Source organism: Aeromonas sp. R2-4 (assembly GCF_040908365.1).
GTDB classification, from domain to species: Bacteria; Pseudomonadota; Gammaproteobacteria; order Enterobacterales; family Aeromonadaceae; genus Aeromonas; species Aeromonas veronii.
In genome coordinates, this window is sequence record NZ_JBFODO010000052.1 from 44,468 (window position 1) to 70,955 (window position 26,488).

Here is a 26,488-nt window from a genome sequence, read left to right on the forward strand (position 1 = left end):
GATGCCCATGAACCAGGCTATCCCGCAGCCACAAACCATGACCGACAAGCGCCGCCAGATCCTGGATGCCGCTCTCGCCCTCTGCGCCGAAGATGGCCTGCAGGGGGCCGCCACCGCCCGTATCGCCAAGGCGGCCGGGGTGGCCAACGGCACTCTGTTCCACCACTTTCCGAGCAAGGAGGCACTGATCCTCGCCCTCTATCAGGATGTAAAGACCCGGATGGGGAGCGCCATCCATGAAGCAGATCCCACCCTGCCGCTGTACGACCAAACCCGCCACTACTGGCAGCTGGCGATGGGGTGGATGCTCGCGCATCCCAATGAGCTCAAATTCGTGCTGGGCTTCTTTCACTCTCCGCTGCTGGCCAGACCGGCCCGCAGCCAGATCCTGAACGATGCCCTGCGCTTTCTGCCTGCTCTGCTGGCAAAGGGGCAGGCCAGCGGCGAGCTGATGCAGGCTCCCGCGCCACTGTTGCTGGAGGTGTGTCAGGGCCAGTTCCTCGCCTGCGCATCACTGTTTGTCGATCAACCGGAGCTGGGACAGGACGACTACTGGCAAGCCAGTGCGTTCGCCCTCTTCTGGTCAGCCATCTCAGGAGCCAATCCTCATGCAAACACGGATGTTTGAACCTGCGGCAGCCCTTGGCCGCCGCCTCTGGATCACCACACTGCTCTGGGTGGTGGGTCGTACCCTCTGCCGCGCCGCCCGCACCGATGAGGCGGTACGCCGCGAATTGGCGCCGTTGCCGGACGGGCTGGCTATTCGCCTCGAAGTGGGCGGCATCGGCTACGCCATGAACATGCACAAGCAGAGTGGCCGCTGGTATCCCGATGCGCCAGCCGCCCCCCATGCCACCATCCATCCGCTGCGGGTGCGCTTCAAGCATCCCAATATCGCCTTTCGCGCCCTGAGTTTTCGGCTCGGGGTCAATCAGGCATTTGGCGAAAACCGGCTGCTGGTGGAGGGAGACCTGACCGTTGCCATGCATCTGGTGCGGGGGCTTGAGCAGTTGCAGTCCCTGATCCTGCCCGCCTTTATCGCGCGGCCTCTGCTGCGCCACTATCCCGCCCCGACCAACAAGATCGGCCGGGCCTGCAACATCTATCTGGGTCTGGTGACCGGCTAACGCGCAAGGAGCCTTGAAATGAGCCGCTATTACGATTTCTTCTGCCCGGTCAAACTGCTGGCCGGTGAACAGGCGCTGGAGCAACTGGCCAGCGAGCTGACCAGCCTCGGGGCCCGTCGCCCGCTGCTGCTGACCGACAAGGGGGTCAATGCCACCGGCCTTGCCACCCTGCTGGCCAATGTGCTGGCCGAGGGGCAACTGCCGGTCGCCGCCATCTGGGACGAGATCCCGGCCGACTCTTCCACCGCCGTGGTGGAGCGGATCGCCAAACGCTATCGCGAGCTCGACTGCGACAGTCTGGTGGCGCTGGGGGGCGGCTCTGTCATCGACACCGCCAAGGCAGTCAACATTCTCACTTCCATGGGGGGGGATCATCTGCTCGACTACTCGGGCGCCGGTTGCCTGACCCGTCCCCTCAAGCCGCTGGCGGTGGTGCCCACCACGGCGGGCACAGGATCAGAGGTGACTCTGGTGGCGGTGATCAAGGATGAGGCGAGCGGGCGCAAGGTGCCCTTCACCTCCCCCTTCCTGCTGCCCCAACTGGCGGTGCTCGACCCGCGCCTGACCCAGGGGCTGCCCCTCAATATCACTGCCGCTACCGCCATGGACGCCATGACCCACGCCATCGAAGCCTTTATCGGCACCGCCAAGAACCCGGTGAGCGATGCGCTGGCCCTGATGGCAGTGGAGAAGATCGCCAGCGCCCTGCCGCAAATCATCCACGACCCGCAAAACAAGCAGCTGCGGCTGCAACTGGCGGAAGGCTCCACGCTGGCTGGCATGGCTTTTTCCAACTCCATGGTGGGGCTGGTGCACGCCCTCGGCCACAGTCTGGGAGCCCGCTGCCATCTGCCCCACGGGCTGTGCATGAACCTCTTTTTGCCGACCGTGCTCGACTACAACCGCCCCGAGGTGGATAGCGAGTTGGCCCGGCTGCTGTTGCCGCTGGTGGGGGCAGAGCGCTTTGCTGCCACCCCGGCCCATCAGCGGGCGGAGGCGACCATCACAGCCATTCGCACCCTGCGCGACACCTTGTGGCAAGCGGTCAAGCTGCCGCGCACCATGAGCGAGGCTGGGGTAAGCGATCGCTCGCTACTGACCGAGATCCGCGATCTGGCGGTCAACGACGGTGCCCTGCTGTTCAATCGCAAGGACGCCGACCGTGAGCAGTTACTTACCCTGCTGGAGCGGGCCTGGGCCTAGTGGCTAATCGGCCGCAACCTCACAAATAAACTGGAATGGCGCATCAGGATGGTGCGCCAACAATGAAAAGAGTTGATCAAAATCCTCTTGGTTCTTTTTGCTCGCGTGGTTGTGGCTATACCAAATAGTCCCCGTATCCCCCATCCACAATGAGATTCTCTTGGCCAACAACAGCCGAATTTTTCTATTTTTACCTGCCGTGTCAAACTGAGCCTTGAGTTCATGGTTGGATGCATCAGAAATCGCAATCTGCCGCTGATCTGGGCTGTTCTGACTTTGAGCCAACACCTTCCGGGTAACTTTCAACATTACCGTGTCCATTCTTACCTCTTCCGAACTTGCTGATTATTGCCACATAGATTCGTGCCAAGATAAAAGCCAGAGAGCAAGAGCTGGCTCAATAATCCTGATAACAATCGATACATCATCCACTATCTGTTCTATACCTTGGCTAACAGTTATGTTGTGCCGAGAGACCCAACTTTATGCCAGAGGTGCCCACCATGAGCGACATCATCCATCAGGCCAACCAGCAGCAGTTCATCTGTATGGTGGAGGGGAAAGAGTCGAGACTGCGCTACCGGCGGCTCGATGCCAAGACCATCGACGCATACAGCACCTTCGTGCCCCCCGAGCTGCGGGTGCAGGGGATTGCCGATCAGCTGGCGCGTGCCTTCTTCAACTGGACTCAGGCGGAGGGGCTCACTATAGTGCCGAGCTGCCGCTACATTGATGTCTGGTTACGCCGCAATGCCAACAACTGAACCTCTGAACACCGTCCCCGAACAGCAATTCCAAGCCAAAACAGAAGCCCTGCTGCGGGCCGATCCGCAGCGGATGGCCTGCCTGCAAGCCGCCGCAGAGCTCAATCTGCCCGACTGGGCGCTGGGAGCTGGCTTTATCCGCAACCTCATCTGGGATCACCTGCATCACAAAACCGAGTCAACCCCGCTCAACGATATCGACCTTATCTACCTCGATAACAGCGACCCACAAGGGCTGGCCGAAGCAGAGCACGAAGCCTGGCTGGCAAAACGGCTGCCCGGCCAGCAGTGGGAAGTACGCAATCAGGCCCGCATGCACACGCGGCAGCTGGTAACGCCGTTTGCCAGCAGCCTTGAAGCGCTCAGCCACTGGGTCGAAGTGCCCACCTGCATCGGCGTGCGCCTGACCAAAGATGGCGAGTTCGAGTGGCTCGCCCCCTACGGCTTTGCCATCAACTGGTCGCTGCAAGTGAGTGCCAACCCCAAATGTCGCCAGGACAAACAGATTTTTACCCAGCGCATCAAGGAGAAACGCTGGCAGGCTATCTGGCCTGACCTTCAGGTAAACTGGCCATAACCTGATTGCAATCTTTCGATAACCTTGGGCACACTAGGGGAAAAGCTGGTTGTAACTCAATGGGTTAAATAATGCGCGACTTCTTCTCTCTCGAACGCTGGCTACCGGGCCTCGCCGCCCTGCTGCATTACCAGCGCGCCTGGTTGATGCCAGATCTTCGCGCCGGACTCTCGGTGGCGGCCGTGGCCCTGCCCGTCGCCATCGCCTATGCCGAGCTTGCCGGGGTGGGTGCCATCGTCGGCCTCTACTCCTGCATCCTGCCCATGCTGGTCTACGCCCTGTTTGGCACCTCCCGCCAGCTGATTGTCGGCCCCGATGCCGCCACCTGTGCGGTCATCGCCGCCGTGGTAACGCCGCTGGCCGCAGGCGACCCAACCCGTCACTGGCAACTGGTAATGACCATGACCGCCATGACCGGCTTCTGGTGCCTGATTGCCAGCCGCTTCAAGCTGGGAGTGCTGGCGGACTTTCTCTCCCGCCCGATCCTGATGGGGCTGCTCAATGGTGTGGCCATCACCATCATGGTGGGCCAGCTCTCCAAGATCTTCGGCTTCACTTTCAGCGAACGTTACCTCATCGAGCGGATCGCCAGCGGGGCTACCTATATTACCCAGACCCATCTGCCGACCCTGGCCATGAGTTTGGTGGCCCTGCTCACCCTGCTGCTGGCCAAGCGCTACAAACCGGCATGGCCCTCCTCCATGGTGGCCATGGTGGTGACCGCTGCGCTGGTCTGGGGCTTTAATCTCGGCCAGTTTGATATCGCCACCCTGGGGACGGTGGGCTCCGGCCTGCCCGCGTTCCAGATGCCGGAATTTCCCCCCGGTCTGATGCGGGAGCTGGTGCTGCCTGCCCTTAACCTCGCCATGGTGAGCTTCGTCTCCATGATGCTGACCGCCCGCAGCTTTGCCGCCAAAAACGGTTATGAGATAGACGCGGACAAGGAGTTTCGGGCCCTTGGCATGGCGAACCTCGCCTCCGCAGTCTCACAGGGTTTCGCCATCAGCGGCGCGGATTCACGCACCGCGGTCAACGATGCCAACGGCGGCAAGAGCCAGCTGGTCTCCATCATCGCTGCGGCGGTGATCGCCCTCATCACCTTCTATCTGACGGCGCCGCTCAAATATATTCCCACCGCCGCCCTCGGGGTGGTGCTGGTGATGGCCTCACTCTCGCTCACCGATTTTCGCGGTCTCTGGGCCCTGCGCCACTCCGATCGATCCGCCTTCTGGCTGGCGCTGGTCACCTTTATCAGCGTGCTCACCATGGGAGTGATCCCCGGGATCACCCTCGCGGTTTTGCTCGGCTTGTTCCAGTTCCTGCGCAATGTGATGCGCCCCACCGATCAGCTGCTTGGCATGGATGACGAGGGGGTAGTACGTACCCTGGGAGACAACGAACAGGCCAAGGCAATCCCGGGTATTCTGGTCTATCGCTTCAACTCACCGCTCACCTACTTCAATGCCCCCTATTTCAAGCGGCGGGTGCTGGCCCTGCTGGTGCAGGATCCCCGAGCCCCCAAGTGTCTGGTGATCGATGCAGTCGCCTGCTTCACCCATCAGGACATCAGCGTGATGAGCATGGTGGGAGAGCTGCACAAAGAGCTGAAACGGCGCGGCATCCATATGGTGATGGCGGGTCGCCACGGCCAGATGACCCACTGGCTAAAGCAGGCAGGCGTACGGGTGGGCGATGAAGGGATCATCCTCTGCCCCGACATGTATCAGGCGCTGCGCCTGACCCGCTGCTACCGCGAGCCGGTGTTCAAGGATGATGCGGTGGTGGAGAGCACCACTGATGCCATCCGCTCCAACTGGCCGCAGGATGATGCCCTGCCCGACTCGGCGCGCCTCACCCTGCCAAGCGAACAGGAGGCGGGCGCCACGCCTGCCTGATCCCTTGGCCTGACCCCCTGGCCGGTGCAATCCTGCACAAGGATTGCACCGGCCTTGGCCTTGGTGTTAAATGCGCCCCCAGAGGGCACTCCCCCGTGCCCTCCCAGCTGTTGGACATGCCATGCAATCTCAATCCCACGCAGGCCCGGGCACCCTCTTTGCGCTGACCTGGCCGCTCTTTATCGATCTCGCCCTGCACTTTCTGACCGGCGCCCTCAACACCTTCATGGTGGGTCACGTCTCCTATCAGGGAGTGGCCGCGCTGGCGGTCGGCAATCAGGTGTTCGACCTCGCCATCACATTGTTCAGCTTCGTCAGCATCGGTACCAGCGTGGTGATCACCCAGTATCTGGGGGCGGGCGATCGGGAGAAGAGTCGGGTGGTGATCCACACCGCTATCGGCTTCAACCTGCTGATCGGGCTGGTGGCCGCCATCGGCGTGATGGCGGGGGCCAGCACCATGCTGGCGCTGATGAACCTGCCCGCCAACCTGATGAGCGACGGGACGCTTTACTTGCAGATCATCGGTCTCTGCCTGTTGCCAGAGGCCGCGGCGCTCTGTCTGGCGGCCACCCTGCGCGCCCACGGCCACACCCGTCAGGCGATGTATGTGACTCTCATCGTCAACCTCATCACCTTCGTCGGCAACCTGCTGCTGCTCTACGGCTGGTTCGGCCTGCCCCAGCTTGGCGTCGCCGGTGTCGCCATCAGCACGGTCGCGGGCCGCCTGATCGGCGTGGTGCTGCTGGTGTGGCTGGTAGCCCGCAAGACCGGCATTCGGCTGGTGGTGCGCGATATCGTCCACCCCAGTCGGGAGATGCTGGGCAAGGTGCTCCATATCGGCCTGCCTGCTGCAGGGGAGAATCTCTCCTGGATGCTGCAGTTTATGGTGGTGACAGCCTTTGTCGGACTGCTGGGTGACAAGGCGCTGGCGACCCAATCCTACTTCTTCCAGATCTGCCTGTTTATCCTGCTGTTTGGCCTCTCCATCGGCCTTGGCAACGAGATCATCATCGGCCATCTGGCGGGCGCAAGACAGTTCGATCGCGCCTATCAGCAGCTGCTCAAGAGCCTCAAGCTGGGGCTGGCGGTCACCTGCGTCATCGCCGTGGCGGCGGCCCTCAATGGCCGTACCATCATCAGCCTCTTTACCGATGATGCCGACATCATCACTCAGGTGGCGCAACTGTTTCTTATCAGCCTTATCCTCGAACCCGGCCGCACCTTTAATCTGGTGGTGATCAACGCCCTGCGGGCCACCGGGGATGCCCGTTTCCCCCTCTACATGGCGTTGCTCTCCATGTGGGGAATTGCCGTGCCACTCTCCTATTTCCTCGGTATCATGCAGGGTTATGGACTGGTCGGTATCTGGCTGGCGCTGGCCTGCGACGAGTGGGTGCGCGGTCTGGCCATGTTCTGGCGCTGGCGCAGTCGTCGCTGGCAAAACAAAATTCTTGTTGAAACAAAAGCGGAATCACAATGAAGAAGATAGGACTCTTGCTGGCTGCCATCCTGCTCAGCCCCCTGGCCATGGCGCAAACTGCCCCTGCCGCTCCCAAGGCTCAAGCCACCCAGACCTGGTATGTGGCCCCCATCGCCATCGATGAAACCAGCGACGCCCAGAAGGCGCTGACCAAGGAATTCATGGCCCAGATGATCAAGACCATCAAGATCAACGAGTACCAAACCGGCAAGGCGGTGGGCAACACCAAAAAGCCCAAGTGGCTGATCCGCACCAAGCTGATCCCCGCCAGCAACGAGCCGCTGGTCGGCAAGAAGCACCCGCAGGGTCTCACCTACGGCAAGGGCAATCCGACCCAGGAGATCGTCGGCGAGCTGTTGATGAACGGCACCCTGGTGGCCCACATCGGCCAAGGCTGGCGCGAGCCTATCGTCCCGGGCACGCCGGTGGCCGAAAAGCTCTCCATCGCCAACTATCGCTACGCCATCGGGGATCAGGCCAAGTCGGCGGATCTGGAGGAGCTGGCGGCCCAGATTGGCTTTGAAGCGGGCAAGGTGATCCACCGCGATGGCAAGCCGCTGCCCGAGAAGAAAAAGAAAAAAGAGCAGGCGGACGAAGAGAAAGAGTAACGTTGCCTGCATCCATAAAAAGGGGCCACTCGGCCCCTTTTTTGATCCTGCGCCCTCACGCCAACACAGCCCCTGTTGTGACTTGTCGCACAGTTTGGCTCACCATTCAGATTGATAAATCACTTATTTTGTTTTTATTCAACAACTTATAAACATCCCGCCGAATACTCCAAATCATTGCCCCCAAATCTGATCAGGATCACATTTATCCCCGGCACTAAGGGGTAGCTTTGGTCTTACAGGCACAATCAAACGAAACCAAGGAGGCTCCATTACATGTTCCCAGAGTACAGAGAACTCATCTCGAAACTGAAGAGCAGTGATGTCCATTTCCAGAAGAAGTTTGACTTGCACAACGACCTGGATGCGGAGATTAGAAAGTTGGAAAAGCATCACGCCAGCGACTATAGCGCCGAGGTGAGAGATCTGAAAAAACAGAAACTCAAACTGAAAGAGGAGATATACGACATCCTCAAACAACATCCACAATAGATGCCTCGAAGAATATGCGGATAAGCAATTTATCCCCCAGCCCGGCCCACGCGCCGGGCTTTTTGTTGTTTCAGTCAATTAGTTGACACCCGAGCCTACCGATCTTGCCGGTAGTTTGTTACATTTTTCCCTTGGAATTCAGGGAATAACGGTGATGATAACATGAGCAGAAAACGATCTTTTTATCATCTCTTGCTGCTTTGCCTGTTCGCATTGAGCCACCCCCTGCAGGCTCAGGAGCCTGAACTGGAGCTGTGGCACTCCCAGCAAGCCGGTTACGTGATCGACGACGTGATCGCCCGCTTCAATCAGGAGGGGAACCACAGAGTGCGGGTCACCCAGATTGAGCCGGGCAAGATCAAGGCGGATCTCCTGCTGGCAGCTCAGGCCAGGGGGCTGCCCGACCTGATGCTAATCCCCTCCGATTTTATCGGCCTCTATCGCCAGATGACCCTCGCTCCCCTCCCGGCCGAGTGGTTTTCCCCCGCGCTGATGGCCAGCGCCCTGCGTTATGTCACCCTGGATAGGCAACGCTGGGGCATGCCCATGATGCAGGGCAACCATCTGATGCTGTTTTACAACAAGGCGCTGGTCTCGACTCCGGTGACTCAATGGCAGCAACTGACAGCTATCACCCCGGCCCTCAAGGCCAAGGGGGTCGACCCCGTCAGCTGGCCCTATCACGACATGTACTACTTCGCCGCCTTTTTACACACCTTTGGCGGCTCGCCGGTGACCGAAGGGCGCATCACCCTCGACAGCCCGGCCATGGTGCAGGCGCTGGAGGCCTACCGCACCGTCGCCAGCGAACAGTGGGTCGATCCCGAGTGCGACTATGACACCGCCCTCGCCCGCTTCAATGAGGGCAAGAGCGCCTACCTCATCAATGGGGACTGGGCGTTCAATGATCTGGTGAAGAATATGGGGGATAAGCTGGGCATCGCCCTGCTGCCCCGCTGGCAAAGCCATCCCATGCACTCCATGAGCGGCGCCTACGTGATGGGAGCCTCCCGCTGGGCGATGGATGATGAGGATCGGCAACCCGTCATCAAGGCATTGATGGCCTTTATCCAGCGTCAGGATATTCAGCAGTTCATCTATCATCAGGGGGCGCTGCTGCCGGTCAATCAGCAGGCTTTTACCGCCATCAGCCGCCGTCCCACGCCTCAGGAAAAAGTGCTGCAGGAACAGTTCACCCTCAGTACCCCCATGCCCTCCGACAGCGCCATGTCCATCGCCTGGCAAGCGATGGAGAAAGGGTTCGAGCGCTTTAAAGAGGGGATCAGTGCCGCCGACACCGCCCGCTATATGCAGCAGCTGGCCGATCAGCAGTACCGGCAGGTCAAAACACCATGAAACATCGCACCTTTCGGCTCGGCCCGACCCTCATCATCATCCTGTTCACCGTCGCCTTGCTGCCGGCACTGCTGGCCAGCACTGTGCTGCTGATCCGCCAGCACCAGATCATCGCCCAGAGCGAGCAGTCGCAGCTGGAGCGAGCCCTCACCAGCATGACCCGCGAAGCCCGCTTTCGCAGCGAGCTGATCGGCACCCAGCTCAATCAGCTCAGCCAGGATCGGGTACTCCATCAGGCCCTCGACAACTTTCTCTTCTCCAGCCATGCCCGGCTGGCGCTGGCCACCTTTGTCAAATCCAACAGCCTGCTCACCTCGGCCTACCTCATCGATGACAAGGGGTTGGTGGTGGAGTACATCAATGGCCAGGCCTCCCACCTCGAGTCGAGCAACCTGATGCCGCAGCTGATGGCCTGGGGCAAGACCCGCGAGGCAAAACAGGGCAAGCATCTGCTACTGCCCGTCGATGATCCCGTGCTGGTCGACGACATGGAGCAAAACCGCAGCGGTGGGCTGGCGCTGGTGGCCCCCATCTATCGCAACCACCAGCGCGCAGGGGTGATGCAGACTCCTTCCGGCTTCGTGATGGCCATCCTCCCCTGGCGACAGATGGCCCAGTTGCTGGAACCCTATCTCAAGGGGAGCGAATATCTGGTGATCTCCCAGGGCGAGAACCGTCTCTACGAAGGGGCTCACCAGAGCGCCAACGCCATGGATGACAGGGAGCCAAGCAAGATGGCGCAGCCCCTGGCCATTGGCTGGCCCCAGCTGGAGCAGGAGATCACCCCCACCATCACCCTCTACAGCTACAGCAATGACAGGGTCAGCGAACTCAATAAATCCCAGCAGTTGCTGACCGTCAGCATCGCCGTCATGTTGCTGCTGGTGGCCATCGGCTGCGTCTGGCTCACCCGCTGGCTCACCCGACCGCTGCGCTCGCTGGCCGCGCTGGTGCGCAGCTATGGCAAGGGCAACTACCAGCAACGGCAGGCGCCGCTGCGCTTTGTGGAGTACGACGAGGTGCGCCAGTTGCTGCAGGAGATGGCCAGCACCATCTCGGATCAGGTGCGGGCGCTCTATCAGCAAAATGAACAGCTGCAGCAGGCCAATAGCGAGAAAGAGGCCTTCAACCAGCGGCTGCTCGGCTTCAACGATGAACTGGAGCAAGAGGTTGCCTCGCAAACGACCGCCCTGCGCTCGGCCCTGAGCCGGGAGGAGCGCAGCCGCCATATCCTGCAATCCTGGTTGCAGTTCGGTCTGCACCAGCAGCTGGATATCGATATTGCCGAGCTGGCCAGCTCCGCCCTGCTGCAGCTCTCGCAGCTCTATCCCGGCCACCGCTGGGGGCTGGTGATCCGCCGCGATGGCCAGCCCCACTACTCCCTGACCCAGGGGGTCGATGCCCCCTTGCGGGATGCCTTGCAGGAGAAACTGGTTCAACTGATGGATGAGGAGGTCAAACACTCCGAATGCCAGTGGGATAACGCACTTTGGAAGATCATGACCCTGCCCGGCAGTCAAAGTGGCGTGCTGTTTGGCTATCTGATGGTGAGCGCCGAAGGGCTGGAGTCCGAAGACAGGGCCATCTTGCGGCTGTTTGCCAAGCAATTGGCGGTGGGCATCGAGGGGCGTCTCTTCACCGACGAGCTGGCGCGGGTCGCCCGCACCGACAACCTCACCGGGCTGCCCAACCGGCAGGCGTTCGAAGAGGCCTTCCACCACTATCAAGCAGTGCTGGCGCGCCATCCCGAGCGTCACCTCGCCCTCTTCATGCTCGATCTCAACGGCCTCAAGCGTACCAACGACCAGTATGGGCACGAGGCTGGCGACGCCCTGCTGATCCAGATGGCTCACCAGCTGCGCACCCTCTGCCGTCAGGATGAGAAGATTTTCCGTATCGGCGGCGACGAGTTCGTGCTGCTGGCGGAGGCGGATCACCTCGCCAGTCAGCAGCTGGCAGGCAGGTTGGAGGCAAGCCAGCAGCACGCCATCGTGCAGCATGGGGAGCACAGCTTCCCGCTGCGTTTTGCCATCGGCTGGAGCAGCAGCGACCAGACCCCCCTGGCGGAGCTGAGCCGGGTGGCTGACGACGCCATGTATGCCAATAAGGCGCGCTTCTATCAGGGGCAGCGCTAAAAGCGGAGACCTCTGGCGTTGGCGAGCCTTTCGCCAACGCCCTGATCAGCTCGCAAAAATGGCGCGCAACGCTAGACGCGGCACGGACCATGACTAAGATAGGGGCTCTTGATGTCTCGATTTGGAAGGGAGTAGGAAATGGAGTTAGTACTTGGCCCGCTGGAAGCCCGCGTCATCGGCTGTCTGATTGAAAAAGAGATCTGCACCCCGGATCAATATCCCCTCTCCCTTAATGCACTGGTCAACGCCTGCAACCAGAAGAGCAACCGCGAGCCGGTGCTGGAGCTCTCCGAGCTCGATATCCGCGCCGTGGTGGACGAGCTGATCCGCAAGCGGCTGGTGGTCAACACTGCAGGCTTCAACGCCCGGGTGCCCCGCTATCAGCACAGATTCTGTAACACCGAATTTGGCGAGCTGAAATTCAGTGCCCAGGAGCTTGGCATCGTCTGCGAACTGCTGCTGCGCGGCCCGCAAACCCCGGGGGAGCTGCGCTCCCGTACCAACCGCCTCTGCAGCTTCGATGATGTCACCGAGGTGGATGCGGTGCTGACCCAGCTCATCGAGCGTGGCCCCTACGTGGTCAAGCTGCCGCGCGAGCCAGGCAAGCGCGAATCCCGCTACGCCCACCTGTTCAGCGGCGAAGTGGATATTCAGGCGATGATGGATGCCGCCCCCGCCGCGGCCTATGCCTCCCCTGCCGCCGACCGCCTGAGCGAGCTGGAGCAGGAGGTGAGCGATCTCAAGAGCCGTCTCGCCGCCATGGAAGCTCGGCTGGCTGCGCTGGATGTTCAGGGCTGATCGCCTTTACCATCGCCAATCTCTATCAGGGAGCCGGGGCTGATGTCCCCGGCTCCCTGCGTTTTTTATCGTGAGGACGTGCCCGTGATCACCCTGATTAAAGAGTCTGACCACCAGAAGATGCCCTGGAAAAACCAGCAGGGCACCACCAGCCAGATCCTCATCTCCCCCAAGGGGAGCAGCCTTGCCAAACTCGACTTTGACTATCGACTGAGCTCGGCCCCCATCAAGAGCGCGGGCCCCTTCTCCCCCTTTCCTGGCTATCAGCGCATTTTGCTGCCGGTGAGCGGGGCTGGCTTTGTGCTCAATGGTCACCCCTACGCCACCTTCGAGGCGGCGCACTTTAGCGGCGATGAGGAAACCCACTGCGAGTTGCTGAAAAAAGAGGTGACCGATCTGGGGCTTATCTACCATCCGGATCGCATCAGCGCCAACGTGCGGGTACTGAACCTCCCCTTCCCGCTGACCCTTACCCTCGAGCCAGAGAAGACCTACCTCTGTCACCTGCTGAGCGGCCAGCTGGCCGTGCAGGGCAAAGAGGTGGCCATCAACGAGACGCTGGTAGTGACCGGGGAAGAGAGCATTCACTTCGAATGCCAGAAGAAGACCGCCATCGCCTTCTTTACCCTGCAGGCCAAATAGCACAAAAGTCGGCGGTGTGCAGTCATGCCACGCCACACACAAACAGCAGAGATGAAAAAGCCGGGAAATCCCGGCTTTTGCTATTGAGGCAACCGGCTCGAGCCAGTCAGCACCTTAGTTGACCTTGAAGGAGCCCTTCATCATGGCGAAGTGGCCGGGGAAGGAGCAGAAGAAGGTGAGATCCTTGCCCGCCAGACCGTCGGTCTTGAAAGTGACGCTGCTGCTCTCGCCGCCGCCGATCAGCTTGGTGTGAGCCAGTACACGGGCATCGTCCTTGGGCAGATAGCCGTTCTCGGCCCCGGCGCTCATCCCGGCAGTCGCCACGGTCTGATAGTCGGCGGTGCTGGCCAGCACCCAGTTGTGACCCATGGCTGTCACGGGCAGCTTGCCGGTGTGGTTCAGGGTGACCGTCACCTCCTTGCAGGTGGCCGGCACGCTCATCTCTTTGAGGTTGTACTGCATGGCATCATTGCCTTCGATGACCAGTGCACACTCATCCGCCAGCACGGGGGCAGCCAGGGTACTCAGAAACAGCAGGGTAATCGCCTTTTTCATCATCTTCTCCTTTGATTGGCAATGGATGGCAACGACTTGGCGGATGCGGTGAACGCTTCGCAAAGATGCCGTCTAAATCGACCTTCATTTTACTCAGTTGTCTTCAATCGGCTATGGCTTTTGGCCAAAGCTGCGGGCCAGGTCACCAGACGGTGCTCTACTCGCCACTCTCTCCCTCACGGAGGGACGATACGGCACTCGGCTGTCACAGGTTCAAAACTGTTTAATTTTTTCTGCCCTTTTCCCTCCGATTGCCCCTATCAGAGCTCGCCCGGCGGGCGCCCCTTGGCTAAGCTAGCGCCCCGATATGAACCTTCTCCCAATGAGAGCGCCGGATGATTGCGATAACCCCCGTGGCGGCCCTGCGCGGCCTGCTGCTGACCCTGCTGCTGGCTCTGGCCGGCTGCCAGCCCACCCCGCCTGCCCAGACCCGTATTCAGGGCAAGACCATGGGCACCTACTATGTGGTGACCCTGAGCGATAGCTACCCCGGTGGGGAGCCCGCCCTCAAAAGCGATGTTGAGAGCCTGCTGGCCCGGATGAACAAGGAGATCTCCACCTACGATCCGGGCTCGCTCATCTCCCGTTTCAATCAGGGGCCCGCCAATACCCCGTTTGCCATCCCGCCCGCCATGGCCATCATAGTCCAGCAGGGGATGGATGCCGGTAAGCTGACCGACGGCAAGCTGGATGTGACCGTGGGGCCTCTGGTCAATCTGTGGGGCTTTGGCCCGGACAAACGGCCGGTCAAGCGGCCCGATGAGGTGGCCATCGCCGCCGCCCGCCACAAGGTGGGGATCGACAAGCTGACCCTGACCCCGCAGGGTGATCACTTCCTGCTCGAAAAAACGATCCCGGATCTCTATCTCGACCTCTCCACCCTTGGCGAGGGGGCCGCCTCTGACGAGATTGCCACCCTGCTCGAGGGCAAGGGGGTACACAACTACCTGATCGAAGTGGCCGGTGCTGTGCGCAGCAAGGGCAACAACAGCAAGGGCTCGCCATGGAAAGTGGCCATCGTCGAACCTTCCGATCAGCCGGGAGCGTTTTCCGATATCGTCATCCCCAACGGCATGGCGCTCAGCACTGCAGGCAGCTATCGCAACTACTACGAGCTGGATGGCCAGCGTTACTCCCATATCATCGACCCCGCCACCGGCCAGCCGGTCACCCACAAGCTGGTCTCCGCCAGCGTGATCACCCCGACCGCACTGGAGGCCGATGCCCTCGATACCGCCCTGATGGTGATGGGGCCTGAAGCGGGGTTGGCATTTGCCAAACAGCACCAGCTGGCGGTCTATCTCATCATCAAGACTGAACAGGGGTTCAAGGCCGAGTACACGCCGCAATTTGCTCCCTATCTGGCAGAGAAAAAACGGTGAGTTCAAGGCCCTGGCAACAGGGCCTTTTTCTTTCACTCATCGCGGACAAAAGGCGGACAAACGGAGATGGTTCGCAATCGACAACTTGGCCAATTGCCTCTTCGGGCGCTTTGGTGGCACACTTTCCCTCATCAGCCCGCAGCGCCTCGACCCAGACAGATGCAGACACCTGAACAAGAGCCAGAGAAAAAGAGCCCAGCCAAGCCACAACGCATTCTGATGGTCAATGAGCAGCGCTCGTTTCAGGTGATGATGAAGGCGATGCTGCTCAATCTGGGTATCAGCAACATCACCTACTCCAATACCGCCGAGGATGCGCGGCGCCGCTGCCAGAAGGGCAGTTTCGACATCTATCTCATCGATTACGATCTCGGGGTTGGCGAAAATGGTCGCCAGCTGCTCGAGAGCCTGCGCGACAAAGATCTGATCCCGCCCCAAAGCGTGGTGATCATGGTGAGTGGCGACAGCTCCCGCGCCATGGTACTGAGCGCGCTGGAAGCCGAGCCCGACGAATACCTGATGAAGCCCTTCTCCCAGGAGCAGTTCTCGTTTCGCCTCAAACGTGCCCTCGCCCGGCGCAATACGCTGGCCAGCGTCTTTACCGCGCTGGCCGATGACAATCTGGCAGCCCTCATTACCGCCTGTGCCGAGCGGGCCGATGCGGTGCCCCGTTTTGCCAACTACTGCCGCTGCCTGCAGGCCGATACCCACCTCAAGCTGGGTCAGGCGCAGGAGGCACGCGCCCTGATGCGCCAGCTGCTGGCCGGGCAGGAGAACAGCTGGGCCCGCCTGACGCTGGGTAAGGCGTGCAACACCCTGGGGCTCCACGAAGAGGCGGTCAGCCATCTGCAGGCGACCCTCAAAAATACCCCGCTGATGGTGGAGGCTCACCTCTGGCTGGCGGAATCCCTGCTGGCCCTTGGCAATGACGAGCAGGCGCAGCAGGAGCTCAGACGGGCGGTGGATATCTCCCCCCAGTCGGTGCAACTATCCCGCCGGCTGGCGGAGGTGTGCCTGCAGCGCCACGACTACGCCCAGGCCAAGGATGTGCTGATGTCGCTCATCGACCTGTCGCGCAACTCCATTCACCGCACGCCCCATTATCTGGGGGCCTATATCCAGACCCTGACCCTCTACGCCCTCAACAGCAACGACAGCTACCACATCGCCAACCTGCAAAAGCAGGTCAATTCTGCCCTGTCGCGCATCCGCGATTCGCTGATGATGTCGGAGTTCAACTACCCGGTGTTCGAGCAGATCTGTCAGGCCCGGGTGCAGATTGCGCTGGGGGAGCTGCTCAAGGGCAAGAAGATGCTCTATCGCGCCAACCAGAACTGGCTCGATGAGCCTGCCACCATGCCCCCCGCCCTGCTTGGCGAGACCATCCTTGCCCTCTATCAGCTCGGCGAGTTCGAATATGCCGAAAGCCTGCAGGGGCTGCTGGCGGAGGACGAAGATCGGTTGCTCACCACCTGCATTCAGGCAACCCGCGATGACAAGACGGTGCTGGAGCGGCGTCAGCGCTACCAGCAGCTCAACGATCTGGGGATCAAGGCCTATCAGAGCGGCGAGCTGGAGCAGGCCCTCGGCCATTTTCGCGAGGCCCTGCGCCGCGCCCCCGCCAATACCGGTGCGGCTCTCAACAAGATCCAGGTGCTGCTGCAACTGATGCAGAAAAACCGCAAGAGCCCGGAGTTTGGTGCCGAGTGCAAAGACACCCTGGACGTGCTCGACGGCATCCCCCTCAACCCGGCCCAGCAGGAGCGTTTTCGCAAGCTGCGTCAGGAGTTCAACCAGTTCAGCTAAGACGCCGCCACGCCCCCTTTTCCCCGCCTATGCTGAAACCAGTTCGGCAATGCGAGGGAAACGAAGATGGCGATGTGTCGTTATCTGGTGGCCGATGGCCGCCACTGCAGTGAAGAGGCTGGCGAGCACGATCTCTGCCACTGGCATGATCCCCACCATACCCATCAGGAAGCCCGCAGCGCCGAGGCGCTTGAACAGTACGTTCGCGCTGGCGGACTCTGCCACGGCCTGCAGCTGTCACGGGCCAATCTGGCGGGTCTCAATCTGGTCAACAAGGAGTCCGATCAGGGATTTTTGCTGGAGCAGTGCAACCTCTATCGCGCCAACCTGCGCGGTGGTCACCTCTACGGCCTGCGCATGAAGGGCGGCAGCCTGATGAAGGCCGATCTGAGTGATGCCAACCTCCAGTGCGCTACCCTCGATGACGTCAACCTGCTTGGCATCCGCTGGCACAACACCCGGCTCGACAACATGCAGACCGGCAAACGGGTGATGCAGGATCGCAAGGGGCGCCGCGAACGGGACCCCAAACAGGCACGCATCTGGTTCAAGGAGGCGGAAGAGACCTACCGGGATCTGCGCAAAGCCTCCGAGGCACAGGGGATCTTCACCATGTCCGGCAACTATATCCAGCAGGAACTCACCATGCGCCGCCTGCAACTGCCGTTCTGGTCGACCCAGCGTTTTACCTCCTGGGTGGTCGATCTCTTCTGCGGCTATGGCGAGGCCCCGATGCGGGTGGTGCTCTTCTCGTTGCTGCTCATCTTTATCTGCAGCATTTTTTACTTCTTCTGCGGACTGCATTTTCAGGGCGAGCACCTCATCTACCAGCCCGGTGCCCCGCTCGAGCAAAATGCCATCTTCCTGCTCGAATGCCTCTACTACAGCGTGGTCACCTTCACCACGTTGGGGTACGGTGACTTCACTCCGGTCGGCCTCTCCAGGATCTTCGCCGCCTTCGAGGCCTTCACCGGCAGCTTTACGCTGGCGCTGTTTGTGGTGGTATTCGTCAAAAAGATGACCCGCTGACACCTCTGCCCACACCGCGGTGCCTGCCACTGACGCAGGCCCGCGCCAAACTTGCATCCACAGCCGATTCCTAGTCCAATAGCCACTTATAAAAATGACATGAGCATCCCGGACATGAAGATCATCTCTTTCAATATCAATGGCCTGCGCGCCCGTCTGCACCAGCTGCAAGCCATCATCGACAAGCACCAGCCCGATGTGATCGGCCTGCAGGAGATCAAGGTGCACGATGAAGCCTTCCCGCTGGCCGATGTGGAGGCCATGGGCTATCACGTGGAGTTTCACGGCCAGAAGGCCCACTACGGGGTCGCCATCATGAGCAAGCAGAAGCCGGTCAAGGTGGAGAAAGGCTTCCCCACCGATGACGAAGAGGCCCAGCGCAGGATGATCATGGCCACCTTCGAGCGCGAAGACGGATCTCTCATCAAGGTGATGAACGGCTACTTCCCGCAGGGTGAAAGTCAGGATCACGAGACCAAGTTCCCGGCCAAGCAGAAGTTCTACGAGGATCTGCAGCACTACCTCGAGACCAACCACACCCCGGACGACCCGCTGGTGCTGATCGGGGATATGAATATCTCCCCCACCGATCTCGACATCGGCATCGGCGAGGCGAACCGCAAGCGCTGGCTGCGGGATGGCAAGTGCTCCTTCCTGCCCATCGAGCGCGAATGGATGGAGCGACTGAAAGGGTTTGGCCTCACCGACACCTTCCGCGCAGCCAACCCCACCGAATGCGAGCGTTTCTCCTGGTTTGACTACCGCTCCAAGGGCTTTGACGAGAACCGCGGCCTGCGCATCGACCTCATCATGGCCTCCGACGCCCTCAAGGACAAGGTGACCGAGACAGGTATCGACTACGAGCTGCGCGGCATCGAGAAACCCTCCGACCACGCACCCATCTGGGCCTGCTTCGCCTGACACGGCGCAAGATTAACCGATGAGCCGCGACGAATTCGTAAACTGTGAAGCGGCTCGCGGTTGCCTGCGATAAAAGGGCGTAAAAAACCCATCCAGACAAGGTGCCTTATGGCACCTTATTTTTTGCAGCAAGGAGTGGCTGGCGTGATACGGTTGCGAAGAGCCCGGGCCCGGGATGAACATCCCCGAAGCCCCCCGCCCAAATCGGAAAAGTCAGACTTTTTTCGTCAATCGGCAACCCTAATTGCCACTTTGAGAAGGTTGTGTTCAAGGTTGCCGCCCTATCATCTCCCATTCCAATCATAAATAAGTTGTTTTTTTAATCATGAAGTTAATGATGTGTATGGAGAAACATGCTGAACGCAGCAGCCGAAATCGATCCAACAGGAGTGTGATGATGAAGGTGCCCAATGCCGGAAGAGAGGTTTACAAACGCAGCTTGCTGACCCTGGCGCTGATCAGCGGTCTGAGCGCCTGTGGCGGCGAGACGACCCAAACGGCCCAGACCATGCCCGCCGTCCCTGTGGTGGTCGCCGAGGTCAAGCTGACCGATGTGCCGCTCACCACCGAGATGGTGGGAGAGACCGCCGGTTTTCGCGAGATTGATGTGCGCTCCCGGGTCAGTGGCATCTTGCTCAAGCGCACTTATGTGGAAGGCCAGCCGGTTACCGCCGGTCAGGAGCTGTTTTTGATTGACCCTGAGCCCTACAAGGTGGCGCTGGAGCAGGCCAAAGGGACTTTGGCTCAGGAGCAGGCCCGTCTCAACAAGGCCCGTGCTGACCGGGATCGCATCATTCCCCTCTTCAAGCGTCAGGTGGTGAGTCGCAAGGACTATGACGACACCATCGCCAACTATGAAGCGGCCATCGCCAGCCATCAAGCCGCTCAGGCCAAGGTGAAAGAGGCGGAGCTCAACCTCAGCTACACCCAGGTGACCGCCCCCATCAACGGCATGGCGAGCAAGAGCTCCCAGTCCGAGGGGAGCCTCATCTCCACCAGCGGCGACAACGGCCTGCTCACCACCATCACCCAGTTCGATCCGCTCTACGTCAACTTCTCCTACTCGGAGCAGGATCGCCTCAACTTCGAGAACTCGGTGAAGAAGGGCTTGATTGAGGCGAAGGATGCCACCACCTGGCGTACCCATATCCGTCTGGCCGATGGCTCCCTCTACCCGGAGGCGGGCAAGCTCAACTTCTCCGACAACCGGGTCGATCCCCAGACCGGCACCATCCGTGCCCGCGCTATCTTCGACAACAAGGACGGCGTACTGCTGCCCGGCCAGTTTGTCCGCATGACCATCGATCTGGGCACCCGCAAAAACGCCATCGTGGTGCCGCCCCGCGCCATCATCCAGTCCCAGGCTGACCGCATGGTGATGGTAGTCGATGCCGACAACAAGGTAGTGCCCCGTCCGGTAACCCTGGGCGCAGCGGTCGACTCCGGCGTGCTGATCGAGAGCGGTCTGCAGGCTGGTGAGCGCTATATCGTCGAAGGCTTGATGAAGGCTCGCCCCGGCGCAGTGGTAAAACCTGTCTCTGCCGATGAGATGAAGGCGATCACCGGCAAGGTGGTCAGCCAGTCTGCGGCCAAGTAAGGAGCCCGTATGTTTTCCAAGTTCTTCATAGAACGTCCCATCTTCGCCAGCGTGATTTCGATCATTATCGTGCTGGGCGGGTTGGCGGCGATGCGGGCGCTCCCCATCGAGCAATATCCCCAGATCACCCCGCCGGTGGTCTCGGTCACGGCGTTTTATCCGGGCGCAACCCCGGAGGTGATCTCCCAGACCGTGGCAGCGCCGCTGGAGCAGCAGATCAACGGCGTCGAGCGGATGATCTACATGCAGTCGGGGTCGGCCTCCAACGGCCAGATGAACCTCAACGTCTACTTCGAGATCGGCACCGATCCGGATCAGGCCACCATCAACGTTAACAACCGGGTCTCGGCCGCCATGGCCCAGCTGCCGGAAGAGGTGAAAAAGCAGGGAGTGACGGTCAAGAAGAAATCGACCTCCATCCTGCAGGTGGTCACCCTCCAGTCACCGAACGGCTCGTTCGATACCACCTATCTGTCGAACTACGCCCTGCTCAACATCATCGACGAGCTCAAGCGGATTCCCGGCATCGGTGATACCACCTTGTTTGGCGGTACTGACTACGCCATGCGTATCTGGCTCAGGCCGGATCGACTGGCCCAACTCGAGCTCACCCCGAGCGACGTGATCGGTGCCATACGCGAGCAGAACACCCAGTTCGCGGCAGGCAAGATTGGTGCCCAACCCACCACGGCCCCCATCGACTTCACCTACACGGTGCAGACCAAGGGGCGCCTTGAGGATGTGAAGGAGTTCCAGAACATCATCGTCCGCTCCATGCCCGATGGTTCCAAGATCCGGGTCCGCGATGTCGCCCGGGTCGAGCTGGGGGGCAAGGATTATGATCTGGTGGCCCGCGCCAACGGCAAACCGGCCATCGGTATCGCCACCTATCTGCAACCGGGCGCCAACGCCGTCGCGGTTGCCGATGCGGTACACGCCACCATGGAGCGACTCAAGGAGCGATTCCCGCAGGATATCGAGTACCAGATCCCCTACGACACCACCGAGTTCGTGAAGATTTCCATCGAAGAGGTGGTACACACCCTGTTCGAGGCGATCGTGCTGGTGTTCGTGGTGGTCTATCTGTTCCTGCAAAACTTCCGCGCCACCCTGATCCCCTGTATCGCGGTGCCGGTGTCGCTCATCGGGACCTTCGCCGGCATGCTGGTGCTCGGTTTCTCCATCAACCTGCTGACCCTGTTCGGCATGGTGCTTGCCATCGGCATCGTGGTGGATGACGCCATCGTGGTGCTCGAAAACGTAGAGCGGATCATGAGCGAGAAGAAGTGCTCCGCCAAGGAGGCTGCCATCCTCGCCATGCAGGAGGTCTCCGGTCCGGTGGTCGCCATCGTACTGGTGCTCTGCGCCGTGTTCCTGCCGGTTGCCTTTATGGGCGGCATGACCGGGGTGATGTACAAGCAGTTTGCCATCACGGTCGCGGTCTCGGTCGCCATCTCCGGTCTGGTGGCACTGACTCTCTCTCCGGCCCTCTGTGCCGTGTTGCTCAAAGAGGGACACCACAAACCGGCCCGCTTCTTCGTCTGGTTCAACGATAAATTTGACCAGCTGACCCGCGGCTATGTGCGGGGTGTAGCCTTCCTGAACCGTCGGGTGGGGGTCGCCTTTGCCATCATCGCCGTGCTGATCCTCTCCATCTACGGCCTCTTCCTGAAAGTGCCGGGCGAACTGGTACCAAACGAAGATCAGGGCTACCTCATCTCCGCCGTCATGCTGCCGGATGCGGCCGCGATGAGCCGGACCCAGGCGGTGGCGGATCAGTTCGACAAGATCGCCATGGCCAACCCCCATGTGAAGGATGTGATCACCTTCTCGGGCTTTGACATTCTCTCCAATGCCATCATCAGCAACAGCGGCATGACCTTCATTACCCTGAAGGACTGGAGTGAGCGTCAGGGGGCCGGGCAGGACTCCTTCTCGCTGGCCAAGACCTTCCAGGGCTTGAGCCTGATGGGGCTGGCGGATGGCTTTGTCGCCTCCTTCAACCCGCCTCCCATTCAGGGGATGTCCACCACAGGTGGCCTTGAGGCCTATCTGCAGAACCGTGGCACCGGCAACGCCCAGGCCTTCTCAGGCGAAGTGCAGCGCTTCCTCGAAGCGGCCAAGGCGCGCCCGGAGTTTGCCAGCGTCACCAGCACCTACCGCGCCAACGTGCCGCAGGTCTATCTGGACCTGGATCGCGAAAAGGCCAAGGCGCTGGGGCTGCCGATCAACGCGGTGTTCGACACCATGCAGGCCACCTTCGGCCAGGTCTATGTCAACGACTTCAACCAGTTCGGCCGTACCTACCGGGTGCAGTTGCAGTCCGAGGCCGACTACCGCGCCAAGAAGAGCGACATCCGCAACGTCTATGTCCGCTCCGACAAGGGGGAGATGATCCCGCTCAGCAGTCTGGTAACGGTGCGTGATGCCACCGGCCCCGAACTGGTCGAACGCTTCAACATCTTCCAGGCCGCCAAGATCATGGCCCAGCCCGCCCCAGGCTACAGCTCGAGTCAGGCCATCGCCGCGCTGGAAGAGGTCGCCAATGAGGCTCTTGGCAACGACGCCAAGCTGGAGTGGACCGGCTCCGCCTATCAGGAGAAAGCGGCCGCAGGCAGTGCAGGCATGGCCTTTGGTTTCGGTATCGTGATGATCTTCCTCATTCTGGCCGCCCAGTATGAACGCTGGAGCCTGCCGTTTGCGGTGATCACCGCCGTACCGTTCGCCCTGTTCGGTGCCCTGCTCGCCACCTGGCTGGTGGGGCTGACCAACAACGTCTACTTCCAGATCGGGCTGGTGACCCTGGTCGGCCTTGCCGCCAAGAACGCCATCCTGATCGTGGAGTTCGCGGTGATGAAGCACGAAGAGGGGATGAGCCTCATCGAGTCGGCACTGGAGGCGGCGCGCCTGCGTTTCCGTCCCATCGTGATGACCTCGCTCGCCTTCATCCTCGGCTGTGTGCCGTTGGTCACCTCCAGCGGCGCCGGTGCCGCAAGCCGTCACGCCCTCGGCTGGCCGGTCATCGGCGGCATGCTGGCGGCCACCTTTATCGCCATCTTCTTTATCCCGCTCTTCTTCCGGCTCATCATGCGCCGCTCGGAGAAACGGGCCTGACCACTGCGGTCTCGCTCACCAAGCCCCTCCCTCACGGAGGGGCTTTTTTATGTCGGTCCGTTACATCGCAAACAGATAGGCCTTCATCGCCTTGAGGCGTACGGTGGCGGCACCGATGATGTCGATAAAGCCAAGCATCGGATGGGGTTTATGTGCCGAAATCCAGGCTGAGCCGGTTGCCCCAATTGGCAGGTCCACACCGTCCGGCACCAGCATGTCGAGCACCACTGTCCGGCCATGGCTGGACATGTTGTTGCCCACATGCTGCCGTACATCTTGATCCCCCTGCGCAACACTCATCTGGGCCTCCCCCGTACCAGTAAGTACTGAGTGCACCCGTGCCCGAAAGATGCGCCCGGGATAGGCATCTACATAAAACTCGGCAAACTGGCCTGGTGCTATGTTGCGAAAACTCTGATCCGGAATGCGAAACTCCAGAAACTTGCGAGAAGTGTCGTATAGGTGCATGTTGCCGGTACGGGAACCGCTGACAATATTGACTATCGAGACCTGACCATCAAACGGAGCCCTGATCACCTTCTCTTCATTCCGTCGCTCCTGCAAGGCCAGCTCTGTCTCTAGATTCAACACCTGAGCTTCGATCGCCTGAACCTTCGCTTCACTGGCACTCAGTTGCGCCAGATCGCCATCAATTTGGGTCTGCAGCTGGTCACGGCTCTGAATACTGGCAAAGTTACCCAACTGGGTCAGCCGAGCCAATTCCTTGTGATTGAGGTTCAGTCGTGACTGGATCGCTCGCTGCTGGCTTACCTCTGACGCCACCTGGGCATGCTGGGCGTCAATCTGATAGCTCAACGCCTGAGACTTACCGTTACTCTCCCAATCCGCAAGACTATAAATGGGCTGACCACGCGCAACGCGCTGATTATGCGCAACATAAATCTGATCTATCTGATGAAACTGGTTGATGCCTAGTAAGGGTCCCAACACCGCATGAGGTGCCTTGACCGTCGCGAATCGGTAAAATCCACCGGAGCCAAATGGCGAGAGGTAGTCAACAAACCAAGCGCCAATAACGCGCCAATTGCGGTACTCCAAAAACCCGTTTTTAGGTTCCAAGGCAATATGTTCAGCTTGACCAGCAACCAGACGATCAGGATATAGGGCAGCAGGATCTCTTTCATGATGCCTCCCCCTCATGACGACCACGTCGAATACCATGGCCGATAATAAGGCTCATCCGCTCGCTCAGCACATCCCAACGGGCAAAGGCGATGATGACGGCAAGCACCCACCAAGTCTTGTCGATAAACAGTCCGCACAAGGAGAGCGCAAACACCAGGGTGATATGCACCGACTCAGACACCTTGGCACGATGCACAGCGATCTCATGCAGTTGCCACAGCAGATAGACCAGATAGAGGACCACATAGAGAGTGATCACAGTAATCACCCCCATAAAGATCTCGGAATCAAGCAGTACCATGATGGCTGGCAAAGCATGGTTGAACCTGGTCGCCTCAATTGGATAGATGTGGGCACCTTTCGAGAAGAAGACAACCAGAGCGACAGTGACCAATATAAACGTCAGGCGCCAAAGCCACCGCGCTAACGCAGAGGTTGATTGTGATGACATTTGATGTTGTTCCTTGAGTAACGGATGAGCAAACAAGTGGACCTCACGAGCCACCCAGCTAATAACGCGCCGGATCGGCGCGACGGCTAGGATGGAGAAGCCCCCAACCAGTGAAGGCTTGCAAGGCTCACAACTCAGAACTGGTGTTGCACACCGATGTTGAAGAAGTTCAGGTAGCTGTTGTTGTAGCTGCCGGACAAGTGCGGGCGACCGATCCCGTCCTGATCCACTGGCATATCACCCAGCCAGACCAGGGTATAGCTCGCTTCCACCTTGGTGGCTGGGCTCAACTGATAACTGGCCCCCAGACCCCAGCGCCAACCAGAACCAACTGGAAGCATCACAGTACGGTACTCATCACTCACTGCACTACTGTCATAGCCTATTCCGCTGCTCAAACGCAGTGCAGGGGTAACATCAACCTGTGCCCCCAGGCTGGCATGCCATGTATCCTTGTAATTCATATCAATGGTTTGGCTGCCCATGGCAGATGCCACACCGATATCGCCAAAACGGGACCACTGCTGCCAGTTGGCACTGGCCAGCAAGGCCCACTGGTCGTTGAGCTGGTGATAGCCACTTAGCGTAATGGTCTGCGGAATCATGATCTCGAACCCTAGACCTGCCACATCAGCACGTGGGAAGAGCTGATCTTCCAGCTCCCACTTCAGTTCGGAGAAGTAGCTCAGGCCGATACGGGAGTGCTGATCCAGCTCGTAAAGTACCCCGAAGGAGGCGCCATACGCCCAGTCGCTATTGGAGAATTCCCGCCCTTCTCCCATCCCGGACGTCAGATCCACAGAGGCTTCCAGCGAACCATTCATGGCGATCAGGCTGGCGCCCACTGACCAATTTGAGTCAATGCGGTACGCCAGACTAGGAGCAAAGGCGATGCCGGTCAGCTTGGCCGACTGGGTATAACCACGACCATCCCAGCCATCGCCATAATCGATACCCAGACCGTGACTGCCAAAGACGCCGAGACCTGCGACCCATTGATCGTCGATGGCATGAGTCAGATAGAGGCTGCCAAGCGGCGCGGTCTGCAGGGCATTTCCGCCGTTGTTACCGCCGTTGTCCAGATCCAGCTCAAGGTCGCCGTATACCACACCGCCATTGACCTGTAACTGGGTACCTTCCAGTTTGGTCATACCGGCCGGGTTGCTTGCGATAGTATCTGCCCCTTGGGCACGGGCGGCAGACCCTGCGTTGGCCAGCGCACTGTTGGCAGTGCTGGTCTCGTAGAGGGCAAGGCCGCCAGCCATGGCTGATGGACTCAGCAAAGCGGCAAGCATCAGCGACAGCAGTCGTGGCTGCATTTCAATACTCCTGAATAGTGAACATGGTGAGCACCCGGCAAGGTGTGCAGCTCAAAAACACGGTTTGACTCTTTGATTGTCAGCATCC

The 26,488-nt window shown here is 60.1% G+C and carries 24 protein-coding genes; 19 read left to right on the plus strand and 5 right to left on the minus strand.

Annotation, left to right across the window (positions count from 1 at the left end):
* Positions 1-7: 7 nt before the first annotated feature.
* The 3 genes from AB5Z05_RS19120 to AB5Z05_RS19130 are packed head-to-tail and all read left to right on the plus strand — an operon-like array spanning position 8 to position 2,330.
* Positions 8-628, plus strand: coding sequence for a TetR/AcrR family transcriptional regulator (locus AB5Z05_RS19120; RefSeq protein WP_368152793.1), 621 nt, complete (start codon positions 8-10; stop codon positions 626-628).
* Positions 609-1,127, plus strand: a complete 519-nt coding sequence (locus tag AB5Z05_RS19125) for a hypothetical protein (RefSeq protein WP_368152794.1) — start codon at positions 609-611, stop codon at positions 1,125-1,127. The genes AB5Z05_RS19120 and AB5Z05_RS19125 overlap by 20 nt, the downstream gene beginning before the upstream one ends.
* An 18-nt stretch (positions 1,128-1,145) precedes the next feature.
* Positions 1,146-2,330 (plus strand): iron-containing alcohol dehydrogenase, encoded by a 1,185-nt coding sequence (locus AB5Z05_RS19130; RefSeq protein ID WP_368152795.1) that lies wholly within the window; start codon positions 1,146-1,148, stop codon positions 2,328-2,330.
* Between the two features lie 3 nt (positions 2,331-2,333).
* Here the strand turns inward: AB5Z05_RS19130 and AB5Z05_RS19135 are convergent, their stop codons facing one another.
* A complete protein-coding gene (locus AB5Z05_RS19135; RefSeq protein WP_368152796.1) occupies positions 2,334-2,639 on the minus strand; it encodes a hypothetical protein in 306 nt (101 codons plus the stop codon).
* A 194-nt stretch (positions 2,640-2,833) separates the two neighbouring features.
* Between AB5Z05_RS19135 and AB5Z05_RS19140 the strand changes: the two genes are divergently transcribed.
* The 10 genes from AB5Z05_RS19140 to AB5Z05_RS19185 all read left to right on the plus strand — a co-directional run bounded on the left by AB5Z05_RS19140 (position 2,834) and on the right by AB5Z05_RS19185 (position 13,080).
* The gene (locus AB5Z05_RS19140; protein WP_005337747.1) at positions 2,834-3,094 is read left to right on the plus strand and encodes a GNAT family N-acetyltransferase; all 261 of its coding nucleotides are present in this window, start codon (positions 2,834-2,836) and stop codon (positions 3,092-3,094) included.
* Positions 3,081-3,671, plus strand: a complete 591-nt coding sequence (locus AB5Z05_RS19145; RefSeq protein ID WP_368152797.1) for a nucleotidyltransferase family protein — start codon at positions 3,081-3,083, stop codon at positions 3,669-3,671. Before AB5Z05_RS19140 ends, AB5Z05_RS19145 begins: the two co-directional genes overlap by 14 nt.
* Positions 3,672-3,742: 71 nt before the next feature.
* Positions 3,743-5,566 carry a SulP family inorganic anion transporter gene (locus AB5Z05_RS19150; RefSeq protein ID WP_021230679.1) on the plus strand — a complete coding sequence of 608 codons (1,824 nt, stop codon included), beginning with the start codon at positions 3,743-3,745 and terminating at the stop codon, positions 5,564-5,566.
* 121 nt (positions 5,567-5,687) lie between these two features.
* Positions 5,688-7,049 (plus strand): MATE family efflux transporter, encoded by a 1,362-nt coding sequence (locus tag AB5Z05_RS19155; RefSeq protein ID WP_013723595.1) that lies wholly within the window; start codon positions 5,688-5,690, stop codon positions 7,047-7,049.
* A complete protein-coding gene (locus AB5Z05_RS19160; protein WP_368152798.1) occupies positions 7,046-7,657 on the plus strand; it encodes a hypothetical protein in 612 nt (203 codons plus the stop codon). The genes AB5Z05_RS19155 and AB5Z05_RS19160 overlap by 4 nt, the downstream gene beginning before the upstream one ends.
* A 276-nt stretch (positions 7,658-7,933) precedes the next feature.
* Positions 7,934-8,149, plus strand: coding sequence for a YdcH family protein (locus AB5Z05_RS19165; RefSeq protein ID WP_005337763.1), 216 nt, complete (start codon positions 7,934-7,936; stop codon positions 8,147-8,149).
* A gap of 162 nt (positions 8,150-8,311) precedes the next feature.
* Complete coding sequence (locus AB5Z05_RS19170; RefSeq protein WP_368152799.1) at positions 8,312-9,505, plus strand: extracellular solute-binding protein; 1,194 nt, start codon at positions 8,312-8,314, stop codon at positions 9,503-9,505.
* The gene (locus AB5Z05_RS19175; protein ID WP_368152800.1) at positions 9,502-11,640 is read left to right on the plus strand and encodes a diguanylate cyclase; all 2,139 of its coding nucleotides are present in this window, start codon (positions 9,502-9,504) and stop codon (positions 11,638-11,640) included. The genes AB5Z05_RS19170 and AB5Z05_RS19175 overlap by 4 nt, the downstream gene beginning before the upstream one ends.
* Before the next feature lie 138 nt (positions 11,641-11,778).
* Positions 11,779-12,438, plus strand: coding sequence for a YceH family protein (locus AB5Z05_RS19180; protein ID WP_368152801.1), 660 nt, complete (start codon positions 11,779-11,781; stop codon positions 12,436-12,438).
* 84 nt (positions 12,439-12,522) lie between these two features.
* Positions 12,523-13,080: a HutD family protein gene (locus tag AB5Z05_RS19185; protein ID WP_042057881.1), complete on the plus strand. Its 558-nt coding sequence runs from the start codon at positions 12,523-12,525 to the stop codon at positions 13,078-13,080.
* Between the two features lie 114 nt (positions 13,081-13,194).
* On the opposite strand, the gene azu is transcribed toward AB5Z05_RS19185, so the two are convergent.
* Positions 13,195-13,635 (minus strand): azurin, encoded by a 441-nt coding sequence (azu, locus tag AB5Z05_RS19190; RefSeq protein WP_076494211.1) that lies wholly within the window; start codon positions 13,633-13,635, stop codon positions 13,195-13,197.
* A gap of 335 nt (positions 13,636-13,970) precedes the next feature.
* Between azu and AB5Z05_RS19195 the strand changes: the two genes are divergently transcribed.
* From AB5Z05_RS19195 to AB5Z05_RS19220, 6 genes are all read left to right on the plus strand, one after another.
* On the plus strand, positions 13,971-15,017 hold the full coding sequence (locus AB5Z05_RS19195) for an FAD:protein FMN transferase (protein ID WP_368152802.1): 1,047 nt from the start codon (positions 13,971-13,973) through the stop codon (positions 15,015-15,017).
* A gap of 159 nt (positions 15,018-15,176) precedes the next feature.
* The gene (locus AB5Z05_RS19200; RefSeq protein WP_368152803.1) at positions 15,177-16,823 is read left to right on the plus strand and encodes a tetratricopeptide repeat protein; all 1,647 of its coding nucleotides are present in this window, start codon (positions 15,177-15,179) and stop codon (positions 16,821-16,823) included.
* A gap of 66 nt (positions 16,824-16,889) precedes the next feature.
* Positions 16,890-17,852, plus strand: coding sequence for an ion channel (locus AB5Z05_RS19205; protein WP_069555464.1), 963 nt, complete (start codon positions 16,890-16,892; stop codon positions 17,850-17,852).
* A gap of 114 nt (positions 17,853-17,966) precedes the next feature.
* Positions 17,967-18,773: an exodeoxyribonuclease III gene (gene xthA / locus AB5Z05_RS19210; RefSeq protein WP_368152804.1), complete on the plus strand. Its 807-nt coding sequence runs from the start codon at positions 17,967-17,969 to the stop codon at positions 18,771-18,773.
* A gap of 397 nt (positions 18,774-19,170) precedes the next feature.
* Positions 19,171-20,370 (plus strand): efflux RND transporter periplasmic adaptor subunit, encoded by a 1,200-nt coding sequence (locus tag AB5Z05_RS19215; protein ID WP_368152831.1) that lies wholly within the window; start codon positions 19,171-19,173, stop codon positions 20,368-20,370.
* A 9-nt stretch (positions 20,371-20,379) separates the two neighbouring features.
* Positions 20,380-23,484 carry an efflux RND transporter permease subunit gene (locus AB5Z05_RS19220; RefSeq protein ID WP_368152805.1) on the plus strand — a complete coding sequence of 1,035 codons (3,105 nt, stop codon included), beginning with the start codon at positions 20,380-20,382 and terminating at the stop codon, positions 23,482-23,484.
* A 60-nt stretch (positions 23,485-23,544) separates the two neighbouring features.
* Here the strand turns inward: AB5Z05_RS19220 and AB5Z05_RS19225 are convergent, their stop codons facing one another.
* The 3 genes from AB5Z05_RS19225 to AB5Z05_RS19235 all read right to left on the minus strand — a co-directional run bounded on the left by AB5Z05_RS19225 (position 23,545) and on the right by AB5Z05_RS19235 (position 26,400).
* Entirely contained in the window at positions 23,545-24,666 is a 1,122-nt protein-coding gene (locus AB5Z05_RS19225; RefSeq protein ID WP_368152806.1) for an HlyD family secretion protein, read from the minus strand.
* Positions 24,626-24,931 carry a hypothetical protein gene (locus AB5Z05_RS19230; protein ID WP_021231217.1) on the minus strand — a complete coding sequence of 102 codons (306 nt, stop codon included), beginning with the start codon at positions 24,929-24,931 and terminating at the stop codon, positions 24,626-24,628. Before AB5Z05_RS19230 ends, AB5Z05_RS19225 begins: the two co-directional genes overlap by 41 nt.
* Positions 24,932-25,215: 284 nt before the next feature.
* Positions 25,216-26,400, minus strand: a complete 1,185-nt coding sequence (locus AB5Z05_RS19235) for an OmpP1/FadL family transporter (RefSeq protein WP_368152807.1) — start codon at positions 26,398-26,400, stop codon at positions 25,216-25,218.
* Positions 26,401-26,488: the final 88 nt, after the last annotated feature.

Coding starts and splice junctions, on each gene's coding strand:
- AB5Z05_RS19160 (WP_368152798.1), top strand. CDS start 7,046: ATGAAGAAGATAGGACTCTTGCTGGCTGCCATCCTGCTCAGCCCCCTG.
- AB5Z05_RS19225 (WP_368152806.1), bottom strand. CDS start 24,666: ATGGTATTCGACGTGGTCGTCATGAGGGGGAGGCATCATGAAAGAGAT.
- AB5Z05_RS19140 (WP_005337747.1), top strand. CDS start 2,834: ATGAGCGACATCATCCATCAGGCCAACCAGCAGCAGTTCATCTGTATG.
- AB5Z05_RS19180 (WP_368152801.1), top strand. CDS start 11,779: ATGGAGTTAGTACTTGGCCCGCTGGAAGCCCGCGTCATCGGCTGTCTG.
- AB5Z05_RS19175 (WP_368152800.1), top strand. CDS start 9,502: ATGAAACATCGCACCTTTCGGCTCGGCCCGACCCTCATCATCATCCTG.
- AB5Z05_RS19120 (WP_368152793.1), top strand. CDS start 8: ATGAACCAGGCTATCCCGCAGCCACAAACCATGACCGACAAGCGCCGC.
- AB5Z05_RS19220 (WP_368152805.1), top strand. CDS start 20,380: ATGTTTTCCAAGTTCTTCATAGAACGTCCCATCTTCGCCAGCGTGATT.
- AB5Z05_RS19125 (WP_368152794.1), top strand. CDS start 609: ATGCAAACACGGATGTTTGAACCTGCGGCAGCCCTTGGCCGCCGCCTC.
- xthA (WP_368152804.1), top strand. CDS start 17,967: ATGAAGATCATCTCTTTCAATATCAATGGCCTGCGCGCCCGTCTGCAC.
- AB5Z05_RS19215 (WP_368152831.1), top strand. CDS start 19,171: ATGAAGGTGCCCAATGCCGGAAGAGAGGTTTACAAACGCAGCTTGCTG.
- AB5Z05_RS19170 (WP_368152799.1), top strand. CDS start 8,312: ATGAGCAGAAAACGATCTTTTTATCATCTCTTGCTGCTTTGCCTGTTC.
- AB5Z05_RS19155 (WP_013723595.1), top strand. CDS start 5,688: ATGCAATCTCAATCCCACGCAGGCCCGGGCACCCTCTTTGCGCTGACC.
- AB5Z05_RS19230 (WP_021231217.1), bottom strand. CDS start 24,931: ATGGTACTGCTTGATTCCGAGATCTTTATGGGGGTGATTACTGTGATC.
- AB5Z05_RS19130 (WP_368152795.1), top strand. CDS start 1,146: ATGAGCCGCTATTACGATTTCTTCTGCCCGGTCAAACTGCTGGCCGGT.
- AB5Z05_RS19200 (WP_368152803.1), top strand. CDS start 15,177: ATGCAGACACCTGAACAAGAGCCAGAGAAAAAGAGCCCAGCCAAGCCA.
- AB5Z05_RS19205 (WP_069555464.1), top strand. CDS start 16,890: ATGGCGATGTGTCGTTATCTGGTGGCCGATGGCCGCCACTGCAGTGAA.
- AB5Z05_RS19150 (WP_021230679.1), top strand. CDS start 3,743: ATGCGCGACTTCTTCTCTCTCGAACGCTGGCTACCGGGCCTCGCCGCC.
- AB5Z05_RS19235 (WP_368152807.1), bottom strand. CDS start 26,400: ATGCAGCCACGACTGCTGTCGCTGATGCTTGCCGCTTTGCTGAGTCCA.
- AB5Z05_RS19195 (WP_368152802.1), top strand. CDS start 13,971: ATGATTGCGATAACCCCCGTGGCGGCCCTGCGCGGCCTGCTGCTGACC.
- AB5Z05_RS19145 (WP_368152797.1), top strand. CDS start 3,081: ATGCCAACAACTGAACCTCTGAACACCGTCCCCGAACAGCAATTCCAA.
- AB5Z05_RS19165 (WP_005337763.1), top strand. CDS start 7,934: ATGTTCCCAGAGTACAGAGAACTCATCTCGAAACTGAAGAGCAGTGAT.
- AB5Z05_RS19135 (WP_368152796.1), bottom strand. CDS start 2,639: ATGTTGAAAGTTACCCGGAAGGTGTTGGCTCAAAGTCAGAACAGCCCA.
- azu (WP_076494211.1), bottom strand. CDS start 13,635: ATGAAAAAGGCGATTACCCTGCTGTTTCTGAGTACCCTGGCTGCCCCC.